Raw genomic sequence first — 21,645 nt, forward strand, 5'->3', positions numbered from 1 at the left:
GCGGATACCATGCTAAATGCAATAAAGAAAAACGGTCTTGTACTTGCGATTTTTGCCTGCGCTTCGACAGGTTTGGTGGCCGTTACTCACTACCTGACCAAAGATCAGATCAAACAGCAAGAACAGGCTCAGTTACTGTCTGTGCTTAACCAAGTGATCCCGCACAACCTTCATGACAACGAGCTGTTTTCAGCTTGTACTTTGGTTGAAGCTGAGGAGCTTGGAACAGAACAAGCAATGCCGGCTTATATTGCTACACTCAACGGTGAACCTAGCGCGATTGCGATCGAAGCCATTGCACCTGATGGCTACAATGGTGCAATAAAAGTAATTGTTGGGATGAAAATTGACGGTACCATTTTGGGTACACGTGTGCTTTCCCACAGGGAAACTCCGGGGTTAGGCGATAAGATTGACCTTAGAGTGAGTGATTGGATACTCTCTTTTGCAGGTAAACAAGTAACCGAGTCGAATCTTGACCGTTGGAAGGTTCGTAAAGATGGTGGTGATTTCGACCAGTTTACCGGCGCAACCATCACACCAAGAGCGGTCGTTAAGTCCGTCAAACAGGCGGTTCAATACGTTAACCAAAACAACCAAGCATTGCTTGCTCAACCTCTAAATTGTGGTGGTGAATAATGAGTGACCATAAAACACTAATTAAAAATGGCATGTGGGCCAACAACCCTGCCCTAGTGCAACTTCTTGGGTTGTGTCCGCTGTTGGCTGTCTCTTCGACAGTGACGAACGCACTTGGCTTAGGTATTGCTACCTTGCTTGTATTGGTCGGTTCGAACGTTTCTGTCTCTTTGGTTCGAAACCATGTGCCAAAAGAAGTTCGTATTCCAGTATTCGTGATGATCATTGCATCACTAGTAACCTGTGTTCAACTACTGATGAATGCCTACGCATACGGGCTTTACCTATCTTTGGGTATTTTCATCCCACTGATCGTAACCAACTGTATCATCATTGGCCGAGCGGAAGCCTTCGCGTCTAAAAACGAAGTGCTACCTGCTGCTCAAGATGGTTTCTGGATGGGCCTTGGCATGACATCGGTACTGGTTGTATTGGGTGCGATGCGCGAGGTTATTGGTAACGGAACCCTATTTGATGGCGCAGACCTGCTCCTTGGTGATTGGGCTTCGGTGTTACGAATCCAGATATTCCAATTTGATAACAGCTTCTTGTTAGCCCTGCTACCACCAGGTGCCTTCATTGGTGTTGGTTTCTTGATTGCTTTGAAAAACATCATCGACAACCAAGCTAAATCTAGACAGCCCAAACAAGAAAAACCAGCTATTGAACGCGCTCGCGTTACCAATGCCTAATAAGTTACAGTAGCTTAAACCCTGCTGAGTAGCTCAACCGCTCAGCAGGTAATTAGATAGACCAAGTACACATAATAATGACGCTCATAAGAGCGCGTAACCGATGATAAAGCCTGAACCATTGCGGAACTTGTTATTTTGAAACGAGTAGTTTGAAAGAATTTCGCCGGAACTCAAGCCCTAACTATTTGAAAGTAATGTCGCTATGAACAATGTAAAACGAGTAGAAATACTTGAGCGTTTAAGAGAAAACAATCCAAAGCCAGAAACTGAGCTTAACTGGAACAGCCCTTTCGAGTTGCTGATCGCCGTGCTCTTATCTGCGCAGGCAACCGATGTCAGCGTCAACAAAGCCACTGATAAGCTTTACCCCGTTGCTAATACGCCACAGGCTATTTTCGACCTAGGTGTCGATGGCCTAAAAGAGTACATCAAGACCATAGGCCTGTTTAATTCAAAAGCAGAAAACACCATTAAAACGTGTCGAATGCTGCTTGACCTACACAACGGTGAAGTACCGGAAGATCGTGCGGCATTAGAAGCCCTTCCAGGCGTTGGTCGTAAAACAGCAAACGTAGTATTGAACACAGCCTTTGGTTGGCCAACCATTGCAGTTGATACTCACATCTATCGTGTATCAAACCGCACTAAGTTAGCGATGGGTAAAACCGTCGACGATGTCGAGGCAAAGCTGCTCAAAGTTATTCCCAAAGAATTCAAACTGGATGTCCACCATTGGCTCATTCTTCATGGACGTTACACCTGTGTCGCGCGTAAACCACGCTGTGGTAGCTGTATCATTGAAGACCTGTGTGAGTTCAAGGAAAAAACTGACGTCTAAGCTCTAGCTCTAAGCCCTAAGTACGAAGCTAAGAAGCTAAGAAGCTAAGAAGCTAAGAAGCTAAGAAGCTAAGAAGCTAAGAAGCTAAGAAGCTAAACAATGCCGCATTTTCCTAGCGGCATAAAACAGAATTACAAAAACGTATACATAATTAAAGCTAGGAGCAAATCATGTCAAACGGTCGTATTTTACACACCATGCTACGCGTGGGTGATCTAGACAAGTCTATCGAGTTCTACACCAATGTAATGGGCATGCAGCTATTACGTAAGAACGAAAACAAAGAGTACGAATACACGCTGGCTTTCGTTGGCTTTGGTGATGAATCTCAAGGAGCTGTGATTGAGCTGACTCACAACTGGGGCACGACTGAATACGACCTTGGCTCAGCTTTTGGTCACGTTGCTATCGGTGTTGATGACATCTACACAACGTGTGATGCAATTAAAGCAGCAGGCGGTAACGTAACGCGTGAAGCTGGTCCGGTTAAAGGCGGCTCTACACACATCGCATTCGTTAAAGATCCTGATGGCTACATGATTGAACTTGTTCAGAACAAACAAGCAAGTGCTGGTCTAGAAGGTTAATTCCTAACAAACCGCTATGAAGTTTGGCTTTGAAAATAAAAGCCTAAACCAATACCAAAAGAAGCGAGCCCTATGCTCGCTTCTTTTTTATGTTTCCACGCATGAACAATACCCTTCACTAATTATTATTAACAATCTCACCAATGAAACTTTACATGATAATGATTATCATTTAAATTAACCACCTATTGATTAGTGAGGTAATACAATGATTAGCGAATGGGAAAAACACACGTTACTTGCCGATACTGCATTGCAGCTCGACGATCCTGTACGAAGTATTCTTCACTATCAGCAAGCATTAAACTTAAGCGAAGAAATTACTGAACGCACTGATATTCAGGCTGACGAACGCCTACTGATCTCAGTGATCTCTTGTCACAATCTCGCGCAATTCTGGCGATGGGCTGGTGATACCGAATACGAGCTCAAGTATCTTCAATTGGCTTCAGAAAAAGTGCTGACACTGATCCCGCAGTGCCCTAACACTCAATGTTCCAGCTTTATAGATTCTATTGGTTGCTGTAAGAAAGCCCTTATCGATTTCATGAAACGCCATCCCAACCCTAAAATTGCCTCTATGGTTGAAAAAATCGATACCGCGACCAACTGTGAAATGATCGCTCGCTTCCGCTTGAACTAAACAAGTTACGTTTAGACAATAGATCCAAATTTTAAAGACAAAAAAGTCCGTCATTACGACGGGCTATCTGATTTCAAAACAAGCAATTATTCTGCTTAAACCTGCGTACGACCTAAAGAGATCACAACGCGTCGGTTCTTGTCTTTACCAATTGGCGAATTGTTGTCTGCAATCGGGCGACGTTTACCATAGCCCTGAACTTGGATACGATCTTCTGGCAAGCCTAAAGATTTGAAGTACTCTCTTAACGATTCCGCTCTGCGCTCTGAAAGGTTTTGGCTAATACCTTTGCTGTCGACAGAATCGGTGTACGTTGCCACCAGCACAAGATCGATGTCTTGGTTATAGCGAACGTAATCGGCGATCTGGCTCAGTCTTTTGCGCGACGACTTGTTCAGCTGATCACTGTTACGGTCATAGTGCAAAATAGTGAAAGAGATATCTTCAAAGCTGTAAGGCAGCAGGTTAGCAACACAGTCACTGAACACATTGTATTTTTCTTGGAATAACACCGACGACAGCGACACTTCGATTCGCTGGTCGCGGCTCTGCCACTCTTGGTAACTGAATGTCGGGTAGCGCCCTTTCTCCAACTCACTCAAGATTCCCCACGCCGTTTGACCGCCAACGTAGCCATCAAATTGTTGGAAGAACTTAATGGTTGTCATGCGATCAGCACTTTCACCCGGACGCCAAGGTGGCGGCATCGAAATCAAGCTGACATTACGCGTAGCACCCATCGGGCGACGCATTTTAAGCTCAAAGTCCAAAATGATTTTTTTACTCGCGCGAGATGAGAACTCAGCATCACCAAAATTTGGGATAGGGTGAACCAAGCGGCATTCGAGTGGCGTGTTGGCCACCATCTCCCACGTCGACTGTTGAGGAGATGCTCCGTAACGCTTTTCTTGTGCCATTACTGGTGACGACATAAGTAGCGAAAATAGCATTGAACCTGTTATGAGTTGTTTCTTCATAAAGTGGAGTATCTCTTAAGCAATTCGTTTAACAATGCAGCCAATTGCCGCATTTTTCTCTCACGTTTAAATATGCAATTATCAAGCCGCAATGGATTAGGTAATTTATGATTTATTGCCCTTCCCTAGTTTTTATCACTGCTATTATCTGCAATAATGCAGCCTTAATCACACTTATTTGGGCTAACATGACTGTAGAAAACGAAGCTCTGACCCTAAAAAAACGCTTTCGTGGCTATTTTCCAGTGGTCATCGACGTGGAAACCGCAGGGTTTAACGCTGAAACCGATGCATTATTAGAAATCTGTGCCATTACGTTAAAAATGGATGAGAACGGAGATCTGCACCCTGCATCAACGCTTCATTTTCACATTGAGCCTTTTGAAGGCGCAAATATAGAGCAGGCAGCATTAGACTTTAACGGAATTAAAGACCCATTTAGCCCATTACGTGGTGCTGTGTCGGAACAAGAAGCCCTTAAAGAAATCTACAAGCTAGTGAGAAAAGAACAAAAAGCTTCAGATTGCAGTCGCGCAATCATGGTTGCTCACAACGCTACATTCGATTTGAACTTCGTTAATGCAGCAAGTGAGCGCTGTAAGCTTAAACGCGTCCCTTTCCATCCATTTGCTACTTTTGACACTGCAGCTCTTAGTGGTCTCGCCTACGGTCAAACCGTTTTGGCTAAAGCTTGCCGCACTGCAGGGATGGAATTTGACAACAAAGAAGCACACTCTGCTTTGTATGATACGCAAAAAACCACAGAGTTATTTTGCGGCATTGTAAACAAATGGAAAGCCCTTGGTGGTTGGCCTCTTGTTGACGAAGAATAAAAAATAGAGTCGGTAAACGTTCACTCGTATTGCCTTCATAAAAAACACAACATCCCGAGAATAATATGAATCCTGTTGTAATTTCAGTTTGCATCATGCTGGTTTTAGCTTTGATGCGCGTAAACGTAGTCGTTGCTCTCACGTTCAGCGCAATTATCGGTGGCGTAGCCTCAGGTATGGGCTTGAACGACGCAGTCGCGGCTTTCGAAAGCGGATTAGGTGGCGGTGCAACTATCGCACTTAGCTACGCTATGCTTGGTACATTCGCTGTTGCTATCTCACGTTCTGGTATCACAGATCTGCTTGCTCAAAGCGTCATTAAGCGTATTCACGGTAAAGAGAACAGTGCAGCGTCTAATGGTCTAAAATATGGCATCCTAGCGTCTTTGATCCTAGTGACCATGTCTTCGCAAAACGTAATCCCTGTACATATCGCCTTTATCCCAATCTTAATCCCACCTCTATTAGGCGTATTCGCAAAAATGAACCTAGACCGTCGTCTGGTTGCGTGTGTACTTACTTTTGGTCTAATTACTCCGTATATGGTTCTACCGATCGGTTTTGGTGGCATCTTCCTAAACAACATCCTGCTAAAAAACCTTCACGACAACGGTCTTGAAAACGTAGTAGCAAGCCAAGTACCAATGGCAATGTTGTTACCAGCTTCAGGCATGATCTTTGGCCTTCTTACGGCTGTATTCTTTACTTACCGTAAGCCTCGTCAATATAAAGAAACGTCTCATACTGTTGTTTCAACCGAAGTGAAAGAGATCAACAAGAAGCACATTCTAGTGGCTGCTGCTGGTATTGTTGCTGCGCTAACGGTTCAGCTATCGACGGGCTCTATGATCATCGGTGCTTTGGCTGGTTTCATGGTATTCACCTTCGGTGGCGTAATCGCTTGGAAAGAGACACACGATGTCTTCACTAAGGGCGTTCACATGATGGCAATGATCGGTTTCATCATGATTGCAGCGGCAGGTTTTGCGGCGGTTATGAAGCAAACGGGTGGCGTTGAGTCTCTGGTTGAAGCACTTTCAACAAGCATTGGTGACAACAAACCTCTAGCGGCACTGCTTATGCTAGTCGTTGGCCTGTTGGTAACAATGGGTATCGGTTCTTCGTTCTCTACGATTCCAATCCTTGCGACTATCTACGTTCCACTAGCGGCTGCATTTGGTTTCTCACCAATGGCAACAATCGCGCTAGTAGGTACCGCAGCTGCGCTAGGTGATGCGGGCTCTCCTGCTTCTGACTCAACATTAGGTCCAACATCTGGTCTTAATGCTGATGGTCAACACGAGCACGTATGGGAAACCGTAGTACCGACGTTCCTACACTACAACATCCCACTGATCGTATTCGGTTGGGTTGCAGCTATGGTTCTTTAATTCGATTCGGTCGTAAAGAGCCCTAAGCTATCTATTACAAAGACCGCATCGTGCGGTCTTTTTGTATCTGGAATGTCTTCCTCTTCTCTTGTTCTTTAACTCTCTCAACCCTTTACCACCGCAATAAACTCATTGCATCGAACAAAAGAAAAGGCTTACTCCTACGAATAAGCCTTAGAAATCATTACGCCAATATGAACAGCTTTCACTGAATTCACTGAATTACGCAGCGGGAGCGTTGTTCACAAGCACTTCACGAATCGACTTAAGCGTCGCTTCAGTCGATTGGTAATCTAACTCAACTTCACTAAAGATACCGTTCACTTCAAGCATTAACGTCGGGTAAGAATGTACGCCCATCGCTTCTTTAAAGCCTAACTGGTCATCTAATTCACTTTCCAATAACTTACTAGAAAGATCATTTTCAAACTGTTGTACATTCATCCCTAGCTCTTCAGCTAACTGCAAATGCGTTTCTTGGCTGTGTGGCAACATCGCACGAAGATAGTAAGCGTGTTGAATTGCTTCAAGCATCGCTTCGTAATGGTCTTGAAAACCAGCAGCGATCACGGCACGACAAGCAGGGTAAGTGCTGCGAACTGGTTGGCATTCAGTCCAAAATTCGTGGTTGAACTCAGTACCCAACTTAGCTTCAATCTGCTTCCAGATAGCTTGCAGCTTACCTTTCATCTCTTCTGACATTGGATCTTCAGAATCAGGGGCCAAACCACCGACTACGTAGTTAAACTCAATACTCGCAGGTAGCTGCTGTTTCAAGAGTTCTAATGTTGGCTTATAACCCCAGCACCAACTGCACATTGGGTCATGCACATAATGAAGTTTTACGTCCATTGTTCATTCCTTATCGAGTCTTTCAAACCATTCAAACAAAAAAGGAGCCTCATTAAGGGCCCCTTCCATTCAATATTTAAGCGCAAAGGCTTAAAGCTTACTCAGCGTCGTCGCCAGCTACTTTAGCAGCCGCTTCTTTAACGATTGGCTGAAGTTCGCCTTTTTGGAACATCTCAAGAATGATGTCACAACCACCGATCAGCTCACCGTCAACCCAAAGTTGTGGGAACGTTGGCCATTGTGCGTAAGCTGGAAGCTCTGCACGGATGTCAGGGTTTTGTAGGATATCTACGTAAGCAAATTTTTCACCACATGCCATTAGAGCTTGAGATGCTTGAGAAGAAAAACCACAGCTTGGCAGCTTAGGAGAACCTTTCATGTAAAGTAGAATGGTGTTTTCTTCAATTTGCTGTTTGATTTTATCGATAGTTTCCATTGCTTCCTCGTTAATGGATTACGGCTTTTATTGCCTTTATTCTACCCCAAACCAAAAGAATAAAAACCATATAAAAAAAGCGGTTTAAGAGCTAAGCTAACAATTCACACAAAAGTGATGAATTAAGCTTTTAATAAAGTAAAAACTTGCTAAACTATATCGCAAGTCAGCAAATTGACCATGGTTGGCTGTAAAGCGAACCATGAATAATAATATCACTGGAAGCAATCGAAAGAGTTAACTCTTTCATATCAATGGAGAATTGAGCAATGGCATTTGAACTACCGGCTCTTCCTTACGCGAAAGACGCGCTAGAACCACACATCTCAGCAGAAACGCTAGATTTCCACCACGGTAAGCACCACAACACTTACGTTGTTAAGCTAAACGGTCTTATCCCAGGTACTGAGTTTGAAGGCAAAACACTAGAAGAGATCGTTAAGACTTCTACTGGTGGTGTTTTCAATAACGCTGCTCAAATCTGGAACCACACGTTCTACTGGCACTGTCTTGCTCCTAAAGCAGGCGGCGAACCAACTGGCGCTGTTGCAGAAGCTATCAACGCTGCATTCGGTTCTTTCGAAGAATTCAAAGCGAAATTCACTGATTCAGCAATCAACAACTTCGGTTCTTCTTGGACTTGGTTAGTTAAGAAAGCTGACGGTTCTCTAGACATCGTTAACACTTCTAACGCTGCTACTCCTCTAACAGAAGAAGGTGTTACTCCACTTCTAACTGTTGACCTATGGGAACACGCTTACTACATCGATTTCCGCAATGTTCGCCCTGACTACATGGCTGCATTCTGGAACCTAGTAAACTGGTCTTTCGTAGAAGAGAACCTAGCTAAGTAATTATTACTTACGCTGCGCTATTTATAGCGAGTTATCTATTGAAAGCTCATGCCTCGGCGTGAGCTTTTTTGTATCTATCGTATTCCACAAAATCTAGACCTTTCTTAGCCTATTAACCTATTAACCAGTTAGACAGTTAGACAGTTAGACAGTTAGCCAAGAGAGCTTACTTCTCGACCAACTCCTAGCACTCTTCCCCGCCCTGCATAAATTCTCTATTTGCCTGTAATTAAACACTAAAGTTTGCCGACTCCATGCCGTTAAAGGTGTATCCAATGAGAGGCAGCATGCAAATACATACTTTAGACAAAGCAGGAATCATCAACGAACTGAAGTTCGGCATCGGGATCAGCCAAGCGGTTGAGCAAGGTCGCCGTGCAGATTTCGCGTTGCTGTTATCTATGTTTTCTAATGACGTTCGTGATTGCACGCCGATTGACACCATTGAAGTCACAGAGACAACTGAAGATCGCCTGCGTAAACACTTCGGCGTTGCAGAGCCGCAACAGCTGCGTTCGAACCAATCCTCGTATGAGATTTCAGCTCAGCAATCTAATCATTTTCATCAAGCTAGCCTTGCCAGCGCAAAACTCAGCCATTACTTGAAACCGGAAGCCCTTGCCTTCATGCCTGAAGATACGGCCGACTTACCCGAAGAGGTTTACCAAAACCTTTCTGGTCATGACCGGCGTAAATTGGCAAACAAACAGGTACCTGATTTGCCACTTGCTACGCTCTACAATGAACTATCAACTGCCCAGCGTCAGTACCAAATTCAAGCTCAAGTATAGCTGCCACCTACCTTTCCTCTATTTCGCTCTCTATCAACTGCTATTCTTGATTAGTTCGCCGCATTTCAAATTATTCACATGAGTGATATGAACCACCAGCCTTGGGTGAGCGTGAAATACGAGTTGTCGATTACTACTTGAAGTTACTGCGAAATGTGAGCTGCCACTAAGTTCATAAAAACTTATCAAATGGCACGCCTTTGTTTGAACCTCTTCACACCCATTGTATGAAATTTAACCCATCCTTATCCGACATGGACGATTTATTTAGGTGCTGGGATGGAAATAAAAAGCTCAATTATATTGGTGACATCTGCAGGCTCGCGACTCGGAGGGACGATTGCGAACCACTTTGTTAACCTTGGAGCCACAGTCATCCTTTGTGATAAAGACACGGAAGCACTTCAAGCGACCTATTTACAATGTGCTCGTTTTTCTGACTCGGTTTACCACTACACGCTCAAAAGTAATGACAACCAAGCAATTCTCAGTGTGTTTGATTTTATTCAAACCACCTTCAACACTACGCCCGATGTACTGGTCAATAATTGGATAAGCTCTCCGATGCCAAGCCTAATTGGCGATCAGCCTGTCAGTAGCTTTATCAATGATCTTTCTTCTATGGCTACGACTCTTTTCGCATTTGGTCAAATCAGTGCCGAGAGATTACGAGAGGAGGATAAAGAAGGCGTTATTGTGAATGTGATCTCTCACGATGATTTCCATGACGTGTCCGGCTTAGAGAGTGCGAACTCAATGATCACTGGCTTTACCCATAGCTGGGCCAAAGAACTGACTCCATTTGGTATTCGAGTCGGCGGTGTTGTCCCTGCAGTCCATAACTCCGATGGCAAACTCAACCGATGCCACTGGGCTCAGCTGCAAGATGAACTGACCAGAACAACGGAATACATCGTCTCTAATGATTACTTTAGTGGGCGAGTGGTCGCTGCTGAGGTTTAGTTCTTCCCCGATGCCAAGCACATTTGAGCCATTCATTTCTAATCGAGTGACGTAAGTCTAGCCTTTCAAGCCGCGTAGAGCAGGCAGTAAACATAAAAAAAGCCCCAGTCTCTCGACTAGGGCTTTGATCTTTTCCCGATAGATAAGGTTCGTGCTAGCGAAAACTTATCTCAAAACTAATGCTTACTTATTATGCGTTAGCTTTTTCTTTTTTAGCTTTTGCCGCTTTCGCGTCAGCTGGCTTTTGGTCAGCTTTCTTAAGAATCACTGTAGTGCCTTCGAAAGTTTCACCTTCAACGTAAGGAGTACCGAAGTAAGACGTTGTTAGTACTTCTTTTAGCTCAGTGATTAGTGGGTAACGTGGGTTAGCACCTGTACACTGGTCATCGAACGCTTCAACAGCTAGCTCGTCTAGTTTAGCGATGAAGTCAGACTCGTTAACACCCGCAGCTTGGATTGATAGTGGGATGTCTAGGTCGTTCTTAAGCTCTTCTAACCAAGTTAGTAGACGTTCAATCTTCTGAGCAGTACGGTCACCAGCTTGGCTTAGGCCTAGGTGGTCAGCAACTTCAGCGTAACGACGACGTGCTTGTGGGCGGTCGTACTGAGAGAATGCAGTTTGCTTAGTTGGGTTATCGTTCGCGTTGTAACGTACAACGTTTGAGATAAGTAGTGCGTTAGCAAGACCGTGTGGTAGGTGGAACTCAGCACCAATTTTGTGAGCCATTGAGTGACACACACCTAGGAATGCGTTCGCAAAGGCAATACCAGCAATCGTTGCAGCGTTGTGTACTTTCTCACGAGCGATTGGGTCTGCTGAACCATTTTTGTAGCTTGATGGTAGGTATTCTTTAAGCATCTTAAGAGCTTGTAGAGCTTGACCATCAGAGTATTCGTTCGCAAGAACTGATACGTAAGCTTCAAGAGCGTGAGTTACGGCATCGTAACCACCGAACGCTGTTAGAGACTTAGGCATGTTCATTACTAGGTTAGCATCAACAACAGCCATGTTTGGCGTGATTTCGTAATCCGCTAGTGGGTATTTAGCACCAGTCTTGTCGTCAGTAACAACGGCGAAAGGCGTAACTTCTGAACCCGTACCTGAAGTTGTAGTGATACATACAAGCTCAGCTTTTTTACCCATTTTAGGGAACTTGTAGATACGTTTACGGATATCCATAAAGCGCATTGCAAGTTCTTCAAAGTGAGTTTCTGGGTGCTCGTACATAACCCACATGATCTTAGCAGCATCCATTGGAGAACCGCCACCTAGAGCAAGGATTACGTCAGGTTGGAAGCTCTTCATTGCTTCAGCGCCTTTCTCAACAACAGACAATGTTGGATCCGCTTCTACATCGAAGAATACTTGAACTTCAATACCCTGTGCTTTCAGGATTTGTACTACGTCGTCTGCGTAACCGTTGTTGAACAAGAAACGGTCAGTTACTAGGAATGCACGTTTCTTACCTTCTAGGTCGCTCATTGCGATTGGAAGGCTGCCACGACGGAAGTAGATAGACTTAGGTAGTTTGTGCCACAACATATTTTCAGCTCGCTTCGCTACAGTTTTCTTGTTGATAAGGTGCTTAGGACCTACGTTCTCAGAGATAGAGTTACCACCCCATGAACCACAACCAAGAGTTAGAGAAGGTGCAACGTTGAAGTTGTACAGGTCACCGATACCACCGTGAGTAGTAGGGATGTTGATTAGGATACGAGCCGTCTTCATCTTGTCACCGAAGTAACGAATACGATCTGCGTTTACGTCTTGGTTAGTGTAAAGACCAGACGTGTGACCGATACCGCCGATTTCAACCATCGTTACCGCTTGAGCAACAGCGTCTTCGAAATCGTCTGCGCGGAATAGACCTAGAGTTGGAGACAGTTTCTCGTGAGCGAACTCGTCATCGTAAGAAACTTTACCAAGACCTTCACCTACAAGAACTTTAGTATCAGCAGGAACTTTAACACCCGCCATTTCAGCGATTGCTGGAGCAGGTTGACCTACGATTTTAGCGTTTAGGTTGCCGTCGATAAGAAGAACTTTACGTACTTTATCTGCGTCAGTTTTAGATAGAACGTGAGCTTTGTGAGAAGCAAAACGCTCTTTAACTTCGTCATATACTTCGCTAACTACGATTGCAGCTTGCTCAGAAGCACATACTACGCCGTTATCGAATGTTTTAGACATAAGAATAGATGCTACAGCACGTTTGATGTCAGCTGTTTCATCGATAACAACAGGAACGTTACCAGCGCCAACACCGATAGCAGGCTTACCAGAAGAGTATGCTGCTTTAACCATGCCTGGACCACCAGTAGCTAGGATAAGCGCGATACCGTCGTGCTTCATAAGCGCGTTAGAAAGCTCTACAGATGGTTGGTCGATCCAACCGATGATGTCTTTTGGTGCGCCCGCTTTAACAGCCGCATCTAAAACAAGTTTAGCAGCGTCGTTAGTAGAGTTCTTTGCACGTGGGTGTGGCGAGAAGATGATGCCGTTACGTGTCTTAAGAGAGATTAGAGATTTGAAGATTGCTGTAGAAGTTGGGTTCGTTGTTGGAACGATACCACAGATGATACCTACAGGCTCAGCGATAGTCATTGTGCCTAGGCTGTCATCTTCTTCTAAGATGCCACATGTTTTTTCGTCTTTGTATTTGTTGTAGATAAATTCAGATGCAAAGTGGTTTTTGATAACCTTATCTTCAACAATACCCATTCCAGATTCAGCAACTGCTTGTTGTGCAAGTGGGATACGAGCGTGGTTAGCAGCAAGAGAAGCTGCACGGAAGATTGCGTCTACTTTCTCTTGAGAGAATGTTGCAAACTCTTCTTGTGCTGCTTTAACGCGAGCTACTAGAGCATCAAGTTCCGCTAAGTTAGTTACAGGCATGGTGGATCTCCTAAAATAATAAATATTAAAAACTTTTTATTAAATTCGCTGCTTGCCTTTAACCTTAAACATCAGCGTTCTTAGTAAATTGCTTTCAGGACTGAGTATATTATTTCACTGTGTGAAAAAAATTGACCCAGATCAGTTACCCAAAAAGAATTAACCAGAAAGTAGTAAGGCAATCGCAAAAATTAACTTAAGAGCATGATTTACATAGATTAAAATCACACTTTCCGTTAGCGCAAAAAACAAGCAAACAGACAACTTTTTTCTACATAGCGTCATAAACTGTAAAAAAGTTTCATTTTTAGTCCGTTAAATTACATGTATACAGCTATATTCGTGCTACTGAGAGTATATCCATACCGTTGCAGCGGCTAGATTCTGACATAATTTTTATTAAATTCGTGCGATGGTTAACAGTTACTCAATAACAAGTTACAAAATGAAACACTAACAACTAGCTTTCAACAAGGCGAATACAAAAGTGAGATTCAATTAGTTTTTCTAAAAAAAATCCCCTATTTCAGGTTAGTTTTTTTCATTCGTGCAAATTGAGTTTGTCCCTTACATTACGCGCTCTGACTATTCACAGATCAACACTTCAACTTTAAGTACGCTAACTGGAGACCGCTCTCATGCAAGGCTTAGAACTCGCAATTTTTATGCAATTCTTCCTTGGGCTTGTTGCTGCCGTAAACCCTATCGGCATCATGCCTGTTTTTGTTTCTCTTACTGCTCATATGCCGCCAGAAGAGAGGAACAGGACAGCCTTACAAGCAAACATAGCAGTTGCCGTTATCCTGATTGTGTCGCTTGTTGCGGGGCAAATGCTGCTTGATATGTTTAGCATCTCGCTAGATTCATTTCGTGTTGCAGGTGGTTTGCTATTGCTGAGCATCGCATTTTCGATGATGAGCGGTAAGCTCGGTGAAGATAAACAGAACAAACAAGAGAAATCTGAATACATCAGCAAAGAACAAATCGGTGTTGTTCCACTGGCTATGCCGCTAATGGCAGGCCCGGGTGCAATCAGCTCGACCATTGTTTATGGTTCTCGCTATCCTGCAGCCATTGATACCGTAGGAATTGGCATTAGTATCATCGCGTTTGCAACGTGCTCTTGGCTTCTGTTCCGTTCAGCGCCGGTTATCGTTCGCTTTTTAGGTCAAACCGGTATCAACGTTATCACTCGTATCATGGGCTTGATTCTCGGTGCATTGGGCATCGAATTCATCGCTAATGGTCTACGTAACCTGTTCCCAGGTTTGGCATAACATTTAACGGTATTTCAGTTGCTCTAAAAAGGGCAACCACTACTGAACGATAGATGAGGCGAGTAAAGCAATTGGGCTTTCACTCGCCTCGTTATTATGAAGCTTGTATAATGATTGTTAATGCATTTAACAGAAGATGAATCTTTCCTTATGTCACGCAAGCCACTCAAGCATCATTTGTACGTCATTATCTTTGGTACTCACACGCCAGCCGGACGTGCATTTGATATCTCTCTGATCGTTGCAATCTTGGCTTCGCTGTTGGTTCTGATCTTAGAGTCCATCCCTAATGTGATGACCGAATGGTCACAGCAGCTGCGTTATATCGAGTACACCTTTACAGCCCTCTTTACTCTCGAATATTTGCTGAGACTTTATTGCTCTCCAAAACCAAAATCCTACGCCACCAGCTTTTATGGTGTCGTTGACCTATTAGCGATTCTTCCGACCTATCTAGCGATCATCTTCCCAGGCGCTTCATTTATGGGTGTGGTGAGACTGCTGCGTGTGATGCGTATCTTCCGAATCCTAAAACTGGTTCGTTACCTGCAAGATTCCAATATCTTGTTGCGCTCACTGTTGATGGCACGACGAAAGATACTGATCTTCTTCAGTACAGTGGGTATCTTGGTCGTTATCTTCGGCGCTCTGATCTTTGTTATTGAAGGACCAGAAAATGGCTTCACCAGTATTCCCCACAGTATTTATTGGGCAATTGTAACCATCACCACGGTTGGCTACGGTGACATGATCCCCCAAACCGCGTTAGGTAAAGCGATCGCTTCGCTTACCATGCTATTGGGTTACTCTATCCTAGCCGTCCCAACGGGTATCATTACCGCAGAACTCAGTAATGAAATGAACTCACACAAAGAGTTGGTTAAGTGCCCGAACTGCAACCGCGCTGGCCATGATTCGGATGCCATGTATTGCAAACACTGTGCGAGTGAATTGGCAGACCCAGACAAGCGTGTCGTCACCGACGAGAAATAAAAGCAGGCACGAGATTCGAGTAGCGAGATGCGAGATGCGAGATGCGAAGAGATTTAAGGACAGTTTCGAGGGCCGAATAACGAGATATCAATAAACTAAAAAGGGTTGACGTTTATCGTCAACCCTTTCGGTTTATCAGCTAATAGAATTTAAGCAATCTTGCCTATTACGCTTTCTCAGCAAGGATAATTCGCAAAGTACGACGTAGTGGTTCTGCAGCACCCCAAAGTAATTGGTCACCGACAGTGAACGCGTTCAGGAAGTCGTTACCCATAGACATCTTACGCAGACGACCTACTGGTACAGACATAGTACCTGTTACTTTCGCTGGTGTTAGCTCCTGTGCCGTGATGTCACGGTCATTAGGAACCACTTTAACCCAATCATTGTGCGTCGCGATGATCTCTTCGATCTCGTCCATTGGCACGTCTTGCTTAAGCTTGATTGTTAGTGCTTGAGCATGACAACGCATTGCACCGATTCGTACACAAGTACCATCAATAGGGATTGGCTGACCATCTAAGCCAAGAATCTTGTTCGCTTCAACACCTGCTTTCCATTCTTCTTTGCTTTGACCATTTTCACGCTTCACATCGATCCAAGGGATTAATGAGCCCGCAAGCGGAGCACCAAATTGGTCTGTTGGGAATGAAGATGAACGAATGGTATCAGCAACTTTTTTATCAATATCAAGTATGGAACTTGAAGGGTTTGCTAGCTCTGAACTTACGCTATCGTTGATCACACCCATTTGTGAGATCAGTTCACGCATGTTCTTAGCACCGGCACCAGAAGCCGCTTGGTAAGTCATGGCACTCATCCACTCGACCATGCCTTTCTCGTAAAGGCCACCCAAAGCCATAAGCATTAAGCTCACAGTACAGTTACCACCAACGAAAGTGTTAGTACCGCCGTGAATGCCTTGCTGAATTTGAGCCAAGTTAACAGGATCAAGAGTGATGATTGAATCAGCGTCCATACGCAAAGTAGAAGCTGCATCAATCCAGTAGCCTTTCCAACCTGCTTGACGCAGTGCTGGGTATACTTTTGATGTGTAATCGCCGCCTTGACAGGTAATCACAGCATCAAGCTGTTTTAGGCTATCAATATCAAAAGCGTCTTGAAGTAGACCCGCATCTTTACCACCTAGAACAGGGGCAGGAATACCAATCTGAGATGTGCTGTAATAAACAGGCTCAATCAAGTCGAAGTCTTTCTCTTCAACCATACGTTGCATTAGTACAGAACCAACCATACCGCGCCAACCAACTAGACCTACTCTCATCGCTCACTCTCCATGTATAAATTAAAAATTGCTCTCCCCCATCTATAAGTTTTTCAGAAACAGAACTCAAGCGCTTTTTGTCAAAAAGTGTAACTTTTTCGTTTCTTTTAAGTGAACGTAATGAATCGTGCAGTTATCTCTGTATCGACATTCAATGTCTGGACCATTGTTAAAGCACCCATTATCGTCAAATTCAAACATTTACATCGCCAAAACCGCTTGAATCGACACCCATCACAAACAGTAAATCCCTCTTTTAATCCAAGGTTAATCAGAATTATATTTTACAAAACGAAAACAACGTGCGACAAACTTCAACATGTAACAATCATGAATTTAACAAAATTTCAGATTATGAAACCACAATTGATTGAGTTAACAGTCAAATATCACAACTTGGGCGTATTTTTTCGATATAATAAACTAATTACTGTAGTGTCCGTTTTGCACCACACACTATAACGAAGCACTATAAATGCTCGAATTAACAAGAGGCTTTTATGAAGCAGAGTAAAACTCGCCTACCGAACCTATTACAGGTATTCATCGCGTTAGGACTATTTCTATCCCTTGCTTTTTCCTTTACAGCAAAGCTTGACCTTCCAATTCAACTTGCCTTGTATATTGGTTGGTTCATTATCATGGTTCTTGGTATTCGTCTTGGCCACGAATACAAAGACTTAGAAAAAGCAGCACTCAAAGGAATATCCAATGGCTTAGGCGCGGTTTTAATACTTTTAGCCGTTGGCGCTCTTGTTGGTACTTGGATCTCAGGCGGGATCGTACCTACTATCATTTACTATGGTCTGAAAGCTATCCACCCTTCTATCTTCCTTTTAGCGACCATGATCATCTGTTCTCTAACCGCATTGGCGACCGGTACGTCTTGGGGTGCCGCGGGTACTGCAGGCATCGCGATGATGGGTATTGGCCAAGGCTTAGGTGTTCCAGCACCAATTACAGCGGGTGCGGTGCTATCAGGCTGTTACTTCGGTGACAAGATGTCTCCACTTTCTGATTCAGTGATTCTGGCTTCTTCAATGTCTGGTGTCGAAGTGGTTGAACACATCAAAGGCATGCTGCCTGTTGCGCTAATCAGCTACATTATTACTGGCATCATGTTTACTGCGTTTGGTTTCCACTACGCAGGTAATGTTGACATGAGCCAAGTAGATTCTGTCATCAAAGCAATGGAAGTTCAGTTCTACATCACGCCTTACTCATTCGTTCCAGTACTGATCGTGCTTGGCCTGTTGGCTTTCCGTATGCCTTCATTCCCAGTAATCAGCTTTGGTTCTCTGCTTGGTATTATCTGGGCAGTCATGATCCAAGAGATCGATTTCCTAACGGCATTCAACACTGCTTGGGCACCGTTCTCTATCTCATCTGGCGTAGAATTCATTGATTCAATTCTTAACCGTGGTGGCATGTCTTCAATGCTTGGTTCGGTCGCGGTTATCGTATTTGGTCTAGGTTTTGGTGGCTTACTGGATAAAGTGGGCGTACTAGAGACAATTGCTAAAGTGTTCGAGCGCCGTGTAAACAGCGCAGGTTCTCTAGCAACCAGCACCATTGGTACGGCTTTCATGGGTAACGTGTTCGGTTCTGCGATGTACGTATCGTTAATCCTTACGCCAAAAATCTGTGCGAAAAACTACGACCGCTTGGGCTACAAACGTAAGAACCTATCTCGTAATGCTGAGTTTGGTGGCACGTTAACGTCAGGTATGGTTCCTTGGAGTGATAACGGTATCTACATGGCGAGTATTCTAGGCGTTGCAACGCTATCTTACGCACCGTTCATGTGGCTAAGCTTCATCTGTATCATCGTGACTATCGTTACCTCTTACATGGGTTGGTTCGTTGATAAGTGTGAACCAACAGCACCAGCCGTTGAAACTGAAGAAGCGGCAGAGCTTACTAAGCAGCAAGCATAAGTTAATGCCTCAGAGCTTTAGAAAGTAAGCACAAAAACGTTAATGATATAAATGCAAAAAGAGCGCCCTAGGGCGCTCTTTTTTTAATCTACTGGTTTATCTATTTATGGTTCGCTTACCCAGCCAGTAACCGATGCCTAACGGTGCAAAGAACACCACTAAGATAAACAGGATGAAGTAGATAATCACACCTTTGATTAACTCCATCAGTTTATCAATAGCAAGTACCACTACCTCTTGAGATACGCGGTCAAGGTCTTGCGTAAACAACTCCCTCTCTGAAGTCACGATACCTGCAATCTCAATGCGCTCTTTCGCAATCATCTCTACCAGAGCTTCTCTTTCACGTGTCACCATTTTTTCTAACGCTACACGCTCTTCAGTGAGCATCGCTAATTTCTGGTCTGTCTTGTCGCTAAGATCGTTGAGTAGAGGCTGCATTTCTGTCGACATAATAGAAGCCAGTGTTTGCATGTACTCAGGGTTGTTCTCGATGAAGTCTTGCATGCTTGCTGACGTTTGACGAAGACTTTCTAATGTCATAGACAGGTCTTCACCCGTTAGCGAACTGTTTAACGCAACCAGCTCCGCTTTCCAAGACATTAGTTTAGGCGTCTGGTCAGCCATCAAACTTAAACGATCGGATGCGTCACTCATTGCTTCTGGCATGGTGCCTAAGCTCTGGACAATTTGCGACTCGTCTTTACCTAGATAGTTCAGCCATTCACGGTAAGCGGGGGTGATTCTGAATGTGAGGTCTTTAAATGGGTGGCTAGCAGCAAACTGCGCAACGAACACTTTGCTGTTCTTGAAATCACTCGAGCTCAATACACCCTTTGCCAGTTTTTCTGCTTCTTGATCAAGAAAACGAGCAGTCTCTACCGCATGATCCGTCGCGAACAGATCCGCACCATCGCCTTGGCGATAAAACTGATTCATTTGGGCAGTGAACACCCACGAGTCGATTAAGGCAGACATCGGTGAAGTTTGATAAGCCGCTTGCTGTAAGCCCTGCTCCGCATGGATCTTCCAAAGCAAGACATAAGATTGATGTAAGGTGTCATCAGCAGGGTAAGATTGAGCAATGAGATCGGCAGAGTCTTCTACTCGCATAAAAAACATCTTGGCGTATTCACGCGTCATGATTCGAGCATTCAGCTCTTGTTGAGTGAGAGGCGTCGTCTGAGTATCTAACTTAACTTCTAATATAGAACAACCACTTAGCGCAATACTAAGCACCAACACCATCCAACGTCGACTCGAAAATCGTAACATGTAAACCTCTGACAAAGACTAAGGGCGCGGATTGTATGAGCACTTCGTCAGAGTATTGTCAAAATTCCTACAAAAGTTAACGCTGCTTATCTAAATATTCAAACGCAGCATCTATAGAGGCTTTTATTGCCGCCTCTAGTTCTTCTAAATCGTGTTCACTGATCGCTCTCGACTGTTTCATTGTCATTTCAATAGTTGCTGCAATGATCGCTAATCGAGACGCTTTGATACTGCCTGCCACACCTTTTAAGCTATGTACAATACGAGCAGCAGAGGTTTCATCTTTAGTGAGAAGAGATTTGAACTTCGTGTAATCATCAGCGTGATCTTGTACAAAGACGCCAAGTAGCAATTCGACAGACTCAGCATCACCATCAAGCGTTTCTAGCATGTCTTCAATATCAATCGCAGGCTTTGAATCAGTGACACTTGCAATGTGTTTCTCTGCCATTGGAGCTTCCTCTGTGTTCTGCTGAACAATTTCCTGGCTTGTTACGTTAATGCCCTCTTGAGGTTGAAGGTCGGAATGTTTGCTCGTTGGCGTAATCTTCAATACGGAAGGGTCATTAGTTGGTTGTCTCACCGCAGAGAGAGCATTTTCCTTACTTGAATCGGCTACTGGTTCAGGACTCAGTTCTTTGTCTGTTTGTTGAATCAATTTTCTCGATCTAACGCCCCACAACACTAGTGTGATCATCGTTACCAAGCTTAAACCTAGCATCACTAGCAATAGGTTAAACTGACGGTCATGGAACTCAGCTTCAAGTTTAATGATCTGTTCGTTCACCGAGTTTTTCTTGATTTTATCGACTAAATAATTGAGCTGAGCGTAATCACTCAACAACGCTGAGGCATCAGCCAATAACTGTTGCAGTGCGTCTTGCTCTTCAGTTTTTAATGAATATGATTTTTCTAGAATGGAATCAAACGCACGATAAGTCGCTGACGAGCTTTGATTGTCAGAATACATCGCTTCAAAGACAACAACGCCGAATTCATTGAGTAGCGGTTTTAGTTTAGGGGAAAGCTCTTTATCAGCGCGCAGTATCTTAATATTGTCAACGATGTCTTGAACCTGACTTTCTATCGGGATGAACTCATCAAACTTTTCTAGGAATTGATCGGCTACGTAAAGCAGTTGATTCACATCAGGGCGAAACAAGGCGTGTTGAAAATCAGATTCAATCTGCAGTCGGATCGAATAAACCAACTGAGCATCAAGTGCTAACTCATTGATACGAGAGACTCGCAGCGGCTCAGAGAAATAAAGCGATTGCCTCAATTCATTGACGCGAATACCGAGCTCTTCAATTTGAGCAAGAGAATTGGTGTAGGAACGGCTTAGATTAAGGAGAGCCAATGAAGGAAGTAGCCACAGAGCCAAGAGCACAACCAAGAAAGTGGCCGGTTTTTTAAAGCGTTTGGGCTTTGCTACTGATTGTTCCATCTATATTCCTTGTGCGTGTTAACTTGAAGCCATGAC

At 44.0% G+C, this 21,645-nt stretch carries 20 protein-coding genes; 13 read left to right on the forward strand and 7 right to left on the reverse strand.

Annotation, left to right across the window (positions count from 1 at the left end; genetic code table 11):
• Positions 1-9 precede the first annotated feature (9 nt).
• From rsxG to AC3CID_RS10845, 5 genes are all read left to right on the forward strand, one after another.
• Entirely contained in the window at positions 10-639 is a 630-nt protein-coding gene (gene rsxG, locus AC3CID_RS10825) for an electron transport complex subunit RsxG (RefSeq protein ID WP_016793915.1), read from the forward strand.
• Positions 639-1,331, forward strand: a complete 693-nt coding sequence (locus tag AC3CID_RS10830; protein WP_017088559.1) for an electron transport complex subunit E — start codon at positions 639-641, stop codon at positions 1,329-1,331. Before rsxG ends, AC3CID_RS10830 begins: the two co-directional genes overlap by 1 nt.
• A gap of 205 nt (positions 1,332-1,536) precedes the next feature.
• A complete protein-coding gene (gene nth / locus AC3CID_RS10835) occupies positions 1,537-2,172 on the forward strand; it encodes an endonuclease III (protein WP_010437137.1) in 636 nt (211 codons plus the stop codon).
• A gap of 170 nt (positions 2,173-2,342) precedes the next feature.
• Complete coding sequence (gloA, locus tag AC3CID_RS10840; protein ID WP_488526542.1) at positions 2,343-2,759, forward strand: lactoylglutathione lyase; 417 nt, start codon at positions 2,343-2,345, stop codon at positions 2,757-2,759.
• A gap of 208 nt (positions 2,760-2,967) precedes the next feature.
• A complete protein-coding gene (locus tag AC3CID_RS10845) occupies positions 2,968-3,402 on the forward strand; it encodes a DUF2753 domain-containing protein (RefSeq protein ID WP_004734047.1) in 435 nt (144 codons plus the stop codon).
• Between the two features lie 95 nt (positions 3,403-3,497).
• Here AC3CID_RS10845 and motY read toward each other — a convergent pair whose 3' ends face one another.
• Complete coding sequence (motY, locus tag AC3CID_RS10850) at positions 3,498-4,379, reverse strand: flagellar protein MotY (RefSeq protein ID WP_004734048.1); 882 nt, start codon at positions 4,377-4,379, stop codon at positions 3,498-3,500.
• Between the two features lie 188 nt (positions 4,380-4,567).
• On the opposite strand from motY, the gene rnt reads away from it, so the two are divergent.
• Both rnt and AC3CID_RS10860 read left to right on the forward strand, forming a co-directional pair.
• The gene (gene rnt / locus AC3CID_RS10855) at positions 4,568-5,212 is read left to right on the forward strand and encodes a ribonuclease T (protein WP_017061178.1); all 645 of its coding nucleotides are present in this window, start codon (positions 4,568-4,570) and stop codon (positions 5,210-5,212) included.
• Between the two features lie 65 nt (positions 5,213-5,277).
• Positions 5,278-6,603 carry a Na+/H+ antiporter family protein gene (locus AC3CID_RS10860; protein ID WP_488526543.1) on the forward strand — a complete coding sequence of 442 codons (1,326 nt, stop codon included), beginning with the start codon at positions 5,278-5,280 and terminating at the stop codon, positions 6,601-6,603.
• 222 nt (positions 6,604-6,825) lie between these two features.
• On the opposite strand, the gene AC3CID_RS10865 is transcribed toward AC3CID_RS10860, so the two are convergent.
• On the reverse strand, positions 6,826-7,455 hold the full coding sequence (locus AC3CID_RS10865; protein WP_054547231.1) for a DsbA family protein: 630 nt from the start codon (positions 7,453-7,455) through the stop codon (positions 6,826-6,828).
• A 97-nt stretch (positions 7,456-7,552) separates the two neighbouring features.
• Positions 7,553-7,891 (reverse strand): Grx4 family monothiol glutaredoxin, encoded by a 339-nt coding sequence (locus AC3CID_RS10870; RefSeq protein WP_017076187.1) that lies wholly within the window; start codon positions 7,889-7,891, stop codon positions 7,553-7,555.
• 269 nt (positions 7,892-8,160) lie between these two features.
• On the opposite strand from AC3CID_RS10870, the gene sodB reads away from it, so the two are divergent.
• The 3 genes from sodB to AC3CID_RS10885 all read left to right on the forward strand — a co-directional run bounded on the left by sodB (position 8,161) and on the right by AC3CID_RS10885 (position 10,499).
• Positions 8,161-8,745, forward strand: a complete 585-nt coding sequence (gene sodB, locus AC3CID_RS10875; RefSeq protein WP_004734050.1) for a superoxide dismutase [Fe] — start codon at positions 8,161-8,163, stop codon at positions 8,743-8,745.
• Positions 8,746-9,032: 287 nt separating this feature from the next.
• Positions 9,033-9,536, forward strand: coding sequence for a VC2046/SO_2500 family protein (locus tag AC3CID_RS10880; protein ID WP_004734051.1), 504 nt, complete (start codon positions 9,033-9,035; stop codon positions 9,534-9,536).
• A gap of 279 nt (positions 9,537-9,815) precedes the next feature.
• On the forward strand, positions 9,816-10,499 hold the full coding sequence (locus AC3CID_RS10885; RefSeq protein WP_054547229.1) for an SDR family oxidoreductase: 684 nt from the start codon (positions 9,816-9,818) through the stop codon (positions 10,497-10,499).
• Between the two features lie 190 nt (positions 10,500-10,689).
• On the opposite strand, the gene adhE is transcribed toward AC3CID_RS10885, so the two are convergent.
• Positions 10,690-13,395: a bifunctional acetaldehyde-CoA/alcohol dehydrogenase gene (gene adhE / locus AC3CID_RS10890; protein WP_054547228.1), complete on the reverse strand. Its 2,706-nt coding sequence runs from the start codon at positions 13,393-13,395 to the stop codon at positions 10,690-10,692.
• Positions 13,396-14,033: 638 nt separating this feature from the next.
• Between adhE and AC3CID_RS10895 the strand changes: the two genes are divergently transcribed.
• Positions 14,034-14,672, forward strand: coding sequence for a YchE family NAAT transporter (locus tag AC3CID_RS10895; protein WP_004734056.1), 639 nt, complete (start codon positions 14,034-14,036; stop codon positions 14,670-14,672).
• Between the two features lie 150 nt (positions 14,673-14,822).
• Positions 14,823-15,665 (forward strand): ion transporter, encoded by an 843-nt coding sequence (locus AC3CID_RS10900; protein WP_026012221.1) that lies wholly within the window; start codon positions 14,823-14,825, stop codon positions 15,663-15,665.
• Between the two features lie 166 nt (positions 15,666-15,831).
• Here the strand turns inward: AC3CID_RS10900 and asd are convergent, their stop codons facing one another.
• Positions 15,832-16,950, reverse strand: coding sequence for an aspartate-semialdehyde dehydrogenase (asd, locus tag AC3CID_RS10905; protein ID WP_017079532.1), 1,119 nt, complete (start codon positions 16,948-16,950; stop codon positions 15,832-15,834).
• Positions 16,951-17,450: 500 nt separating this feature from the next.
• On the opposite strand from asd, the gene nhaC reads away from it, so the two are divergent.
• Positions 17,451-18,887, forward strand: a complete 1,437-nt coding sequence (nhaC, locus tag AC3CID_RS10910; protein ID WP_017079531.1) for a Na+/H+ antiporter NhaC — start codon at positions 17,451-17,453, stop codon at positions 18,885-18,887.
• A gap of 96 nt (positions 18,888-18,983) precedes the next feature.
• Here nhaC and AC3CID_RS10915 read toward each other — a convergent pair whose 3' ends face one another.
• Positions 18,984-20,162: a chemotaxis protein gene (locus AC3CID_RS10915; protein ID WP_488526544.1), complete on the reverse strand. Its 1,179-nt coding sequence runs from the start codon at positions 20,160-20,162 to the stop codon at positions 18,984-18,986.
• Between the two features lie 76 nt (positions 20,163-20,238).
• The gene (locus AC3CID_RS10920; protein ID WP_473575906.1) at positions 20,239-21,609 is read right to left on the reverse strand and encodes an Hpt domain-containing protein; all 1,371 of its coding nucleotides are present in this window, start codon (positions 21,607-21,609) and stop codon (positions 20,239-20,241) included.
• Between the last annotated feature and the right edge of the window lie 36 nt (positions 21,610-21,645).

This window comes from Vibrio sp. QJM3NY_21 (genome assembly GCF_057785975.1).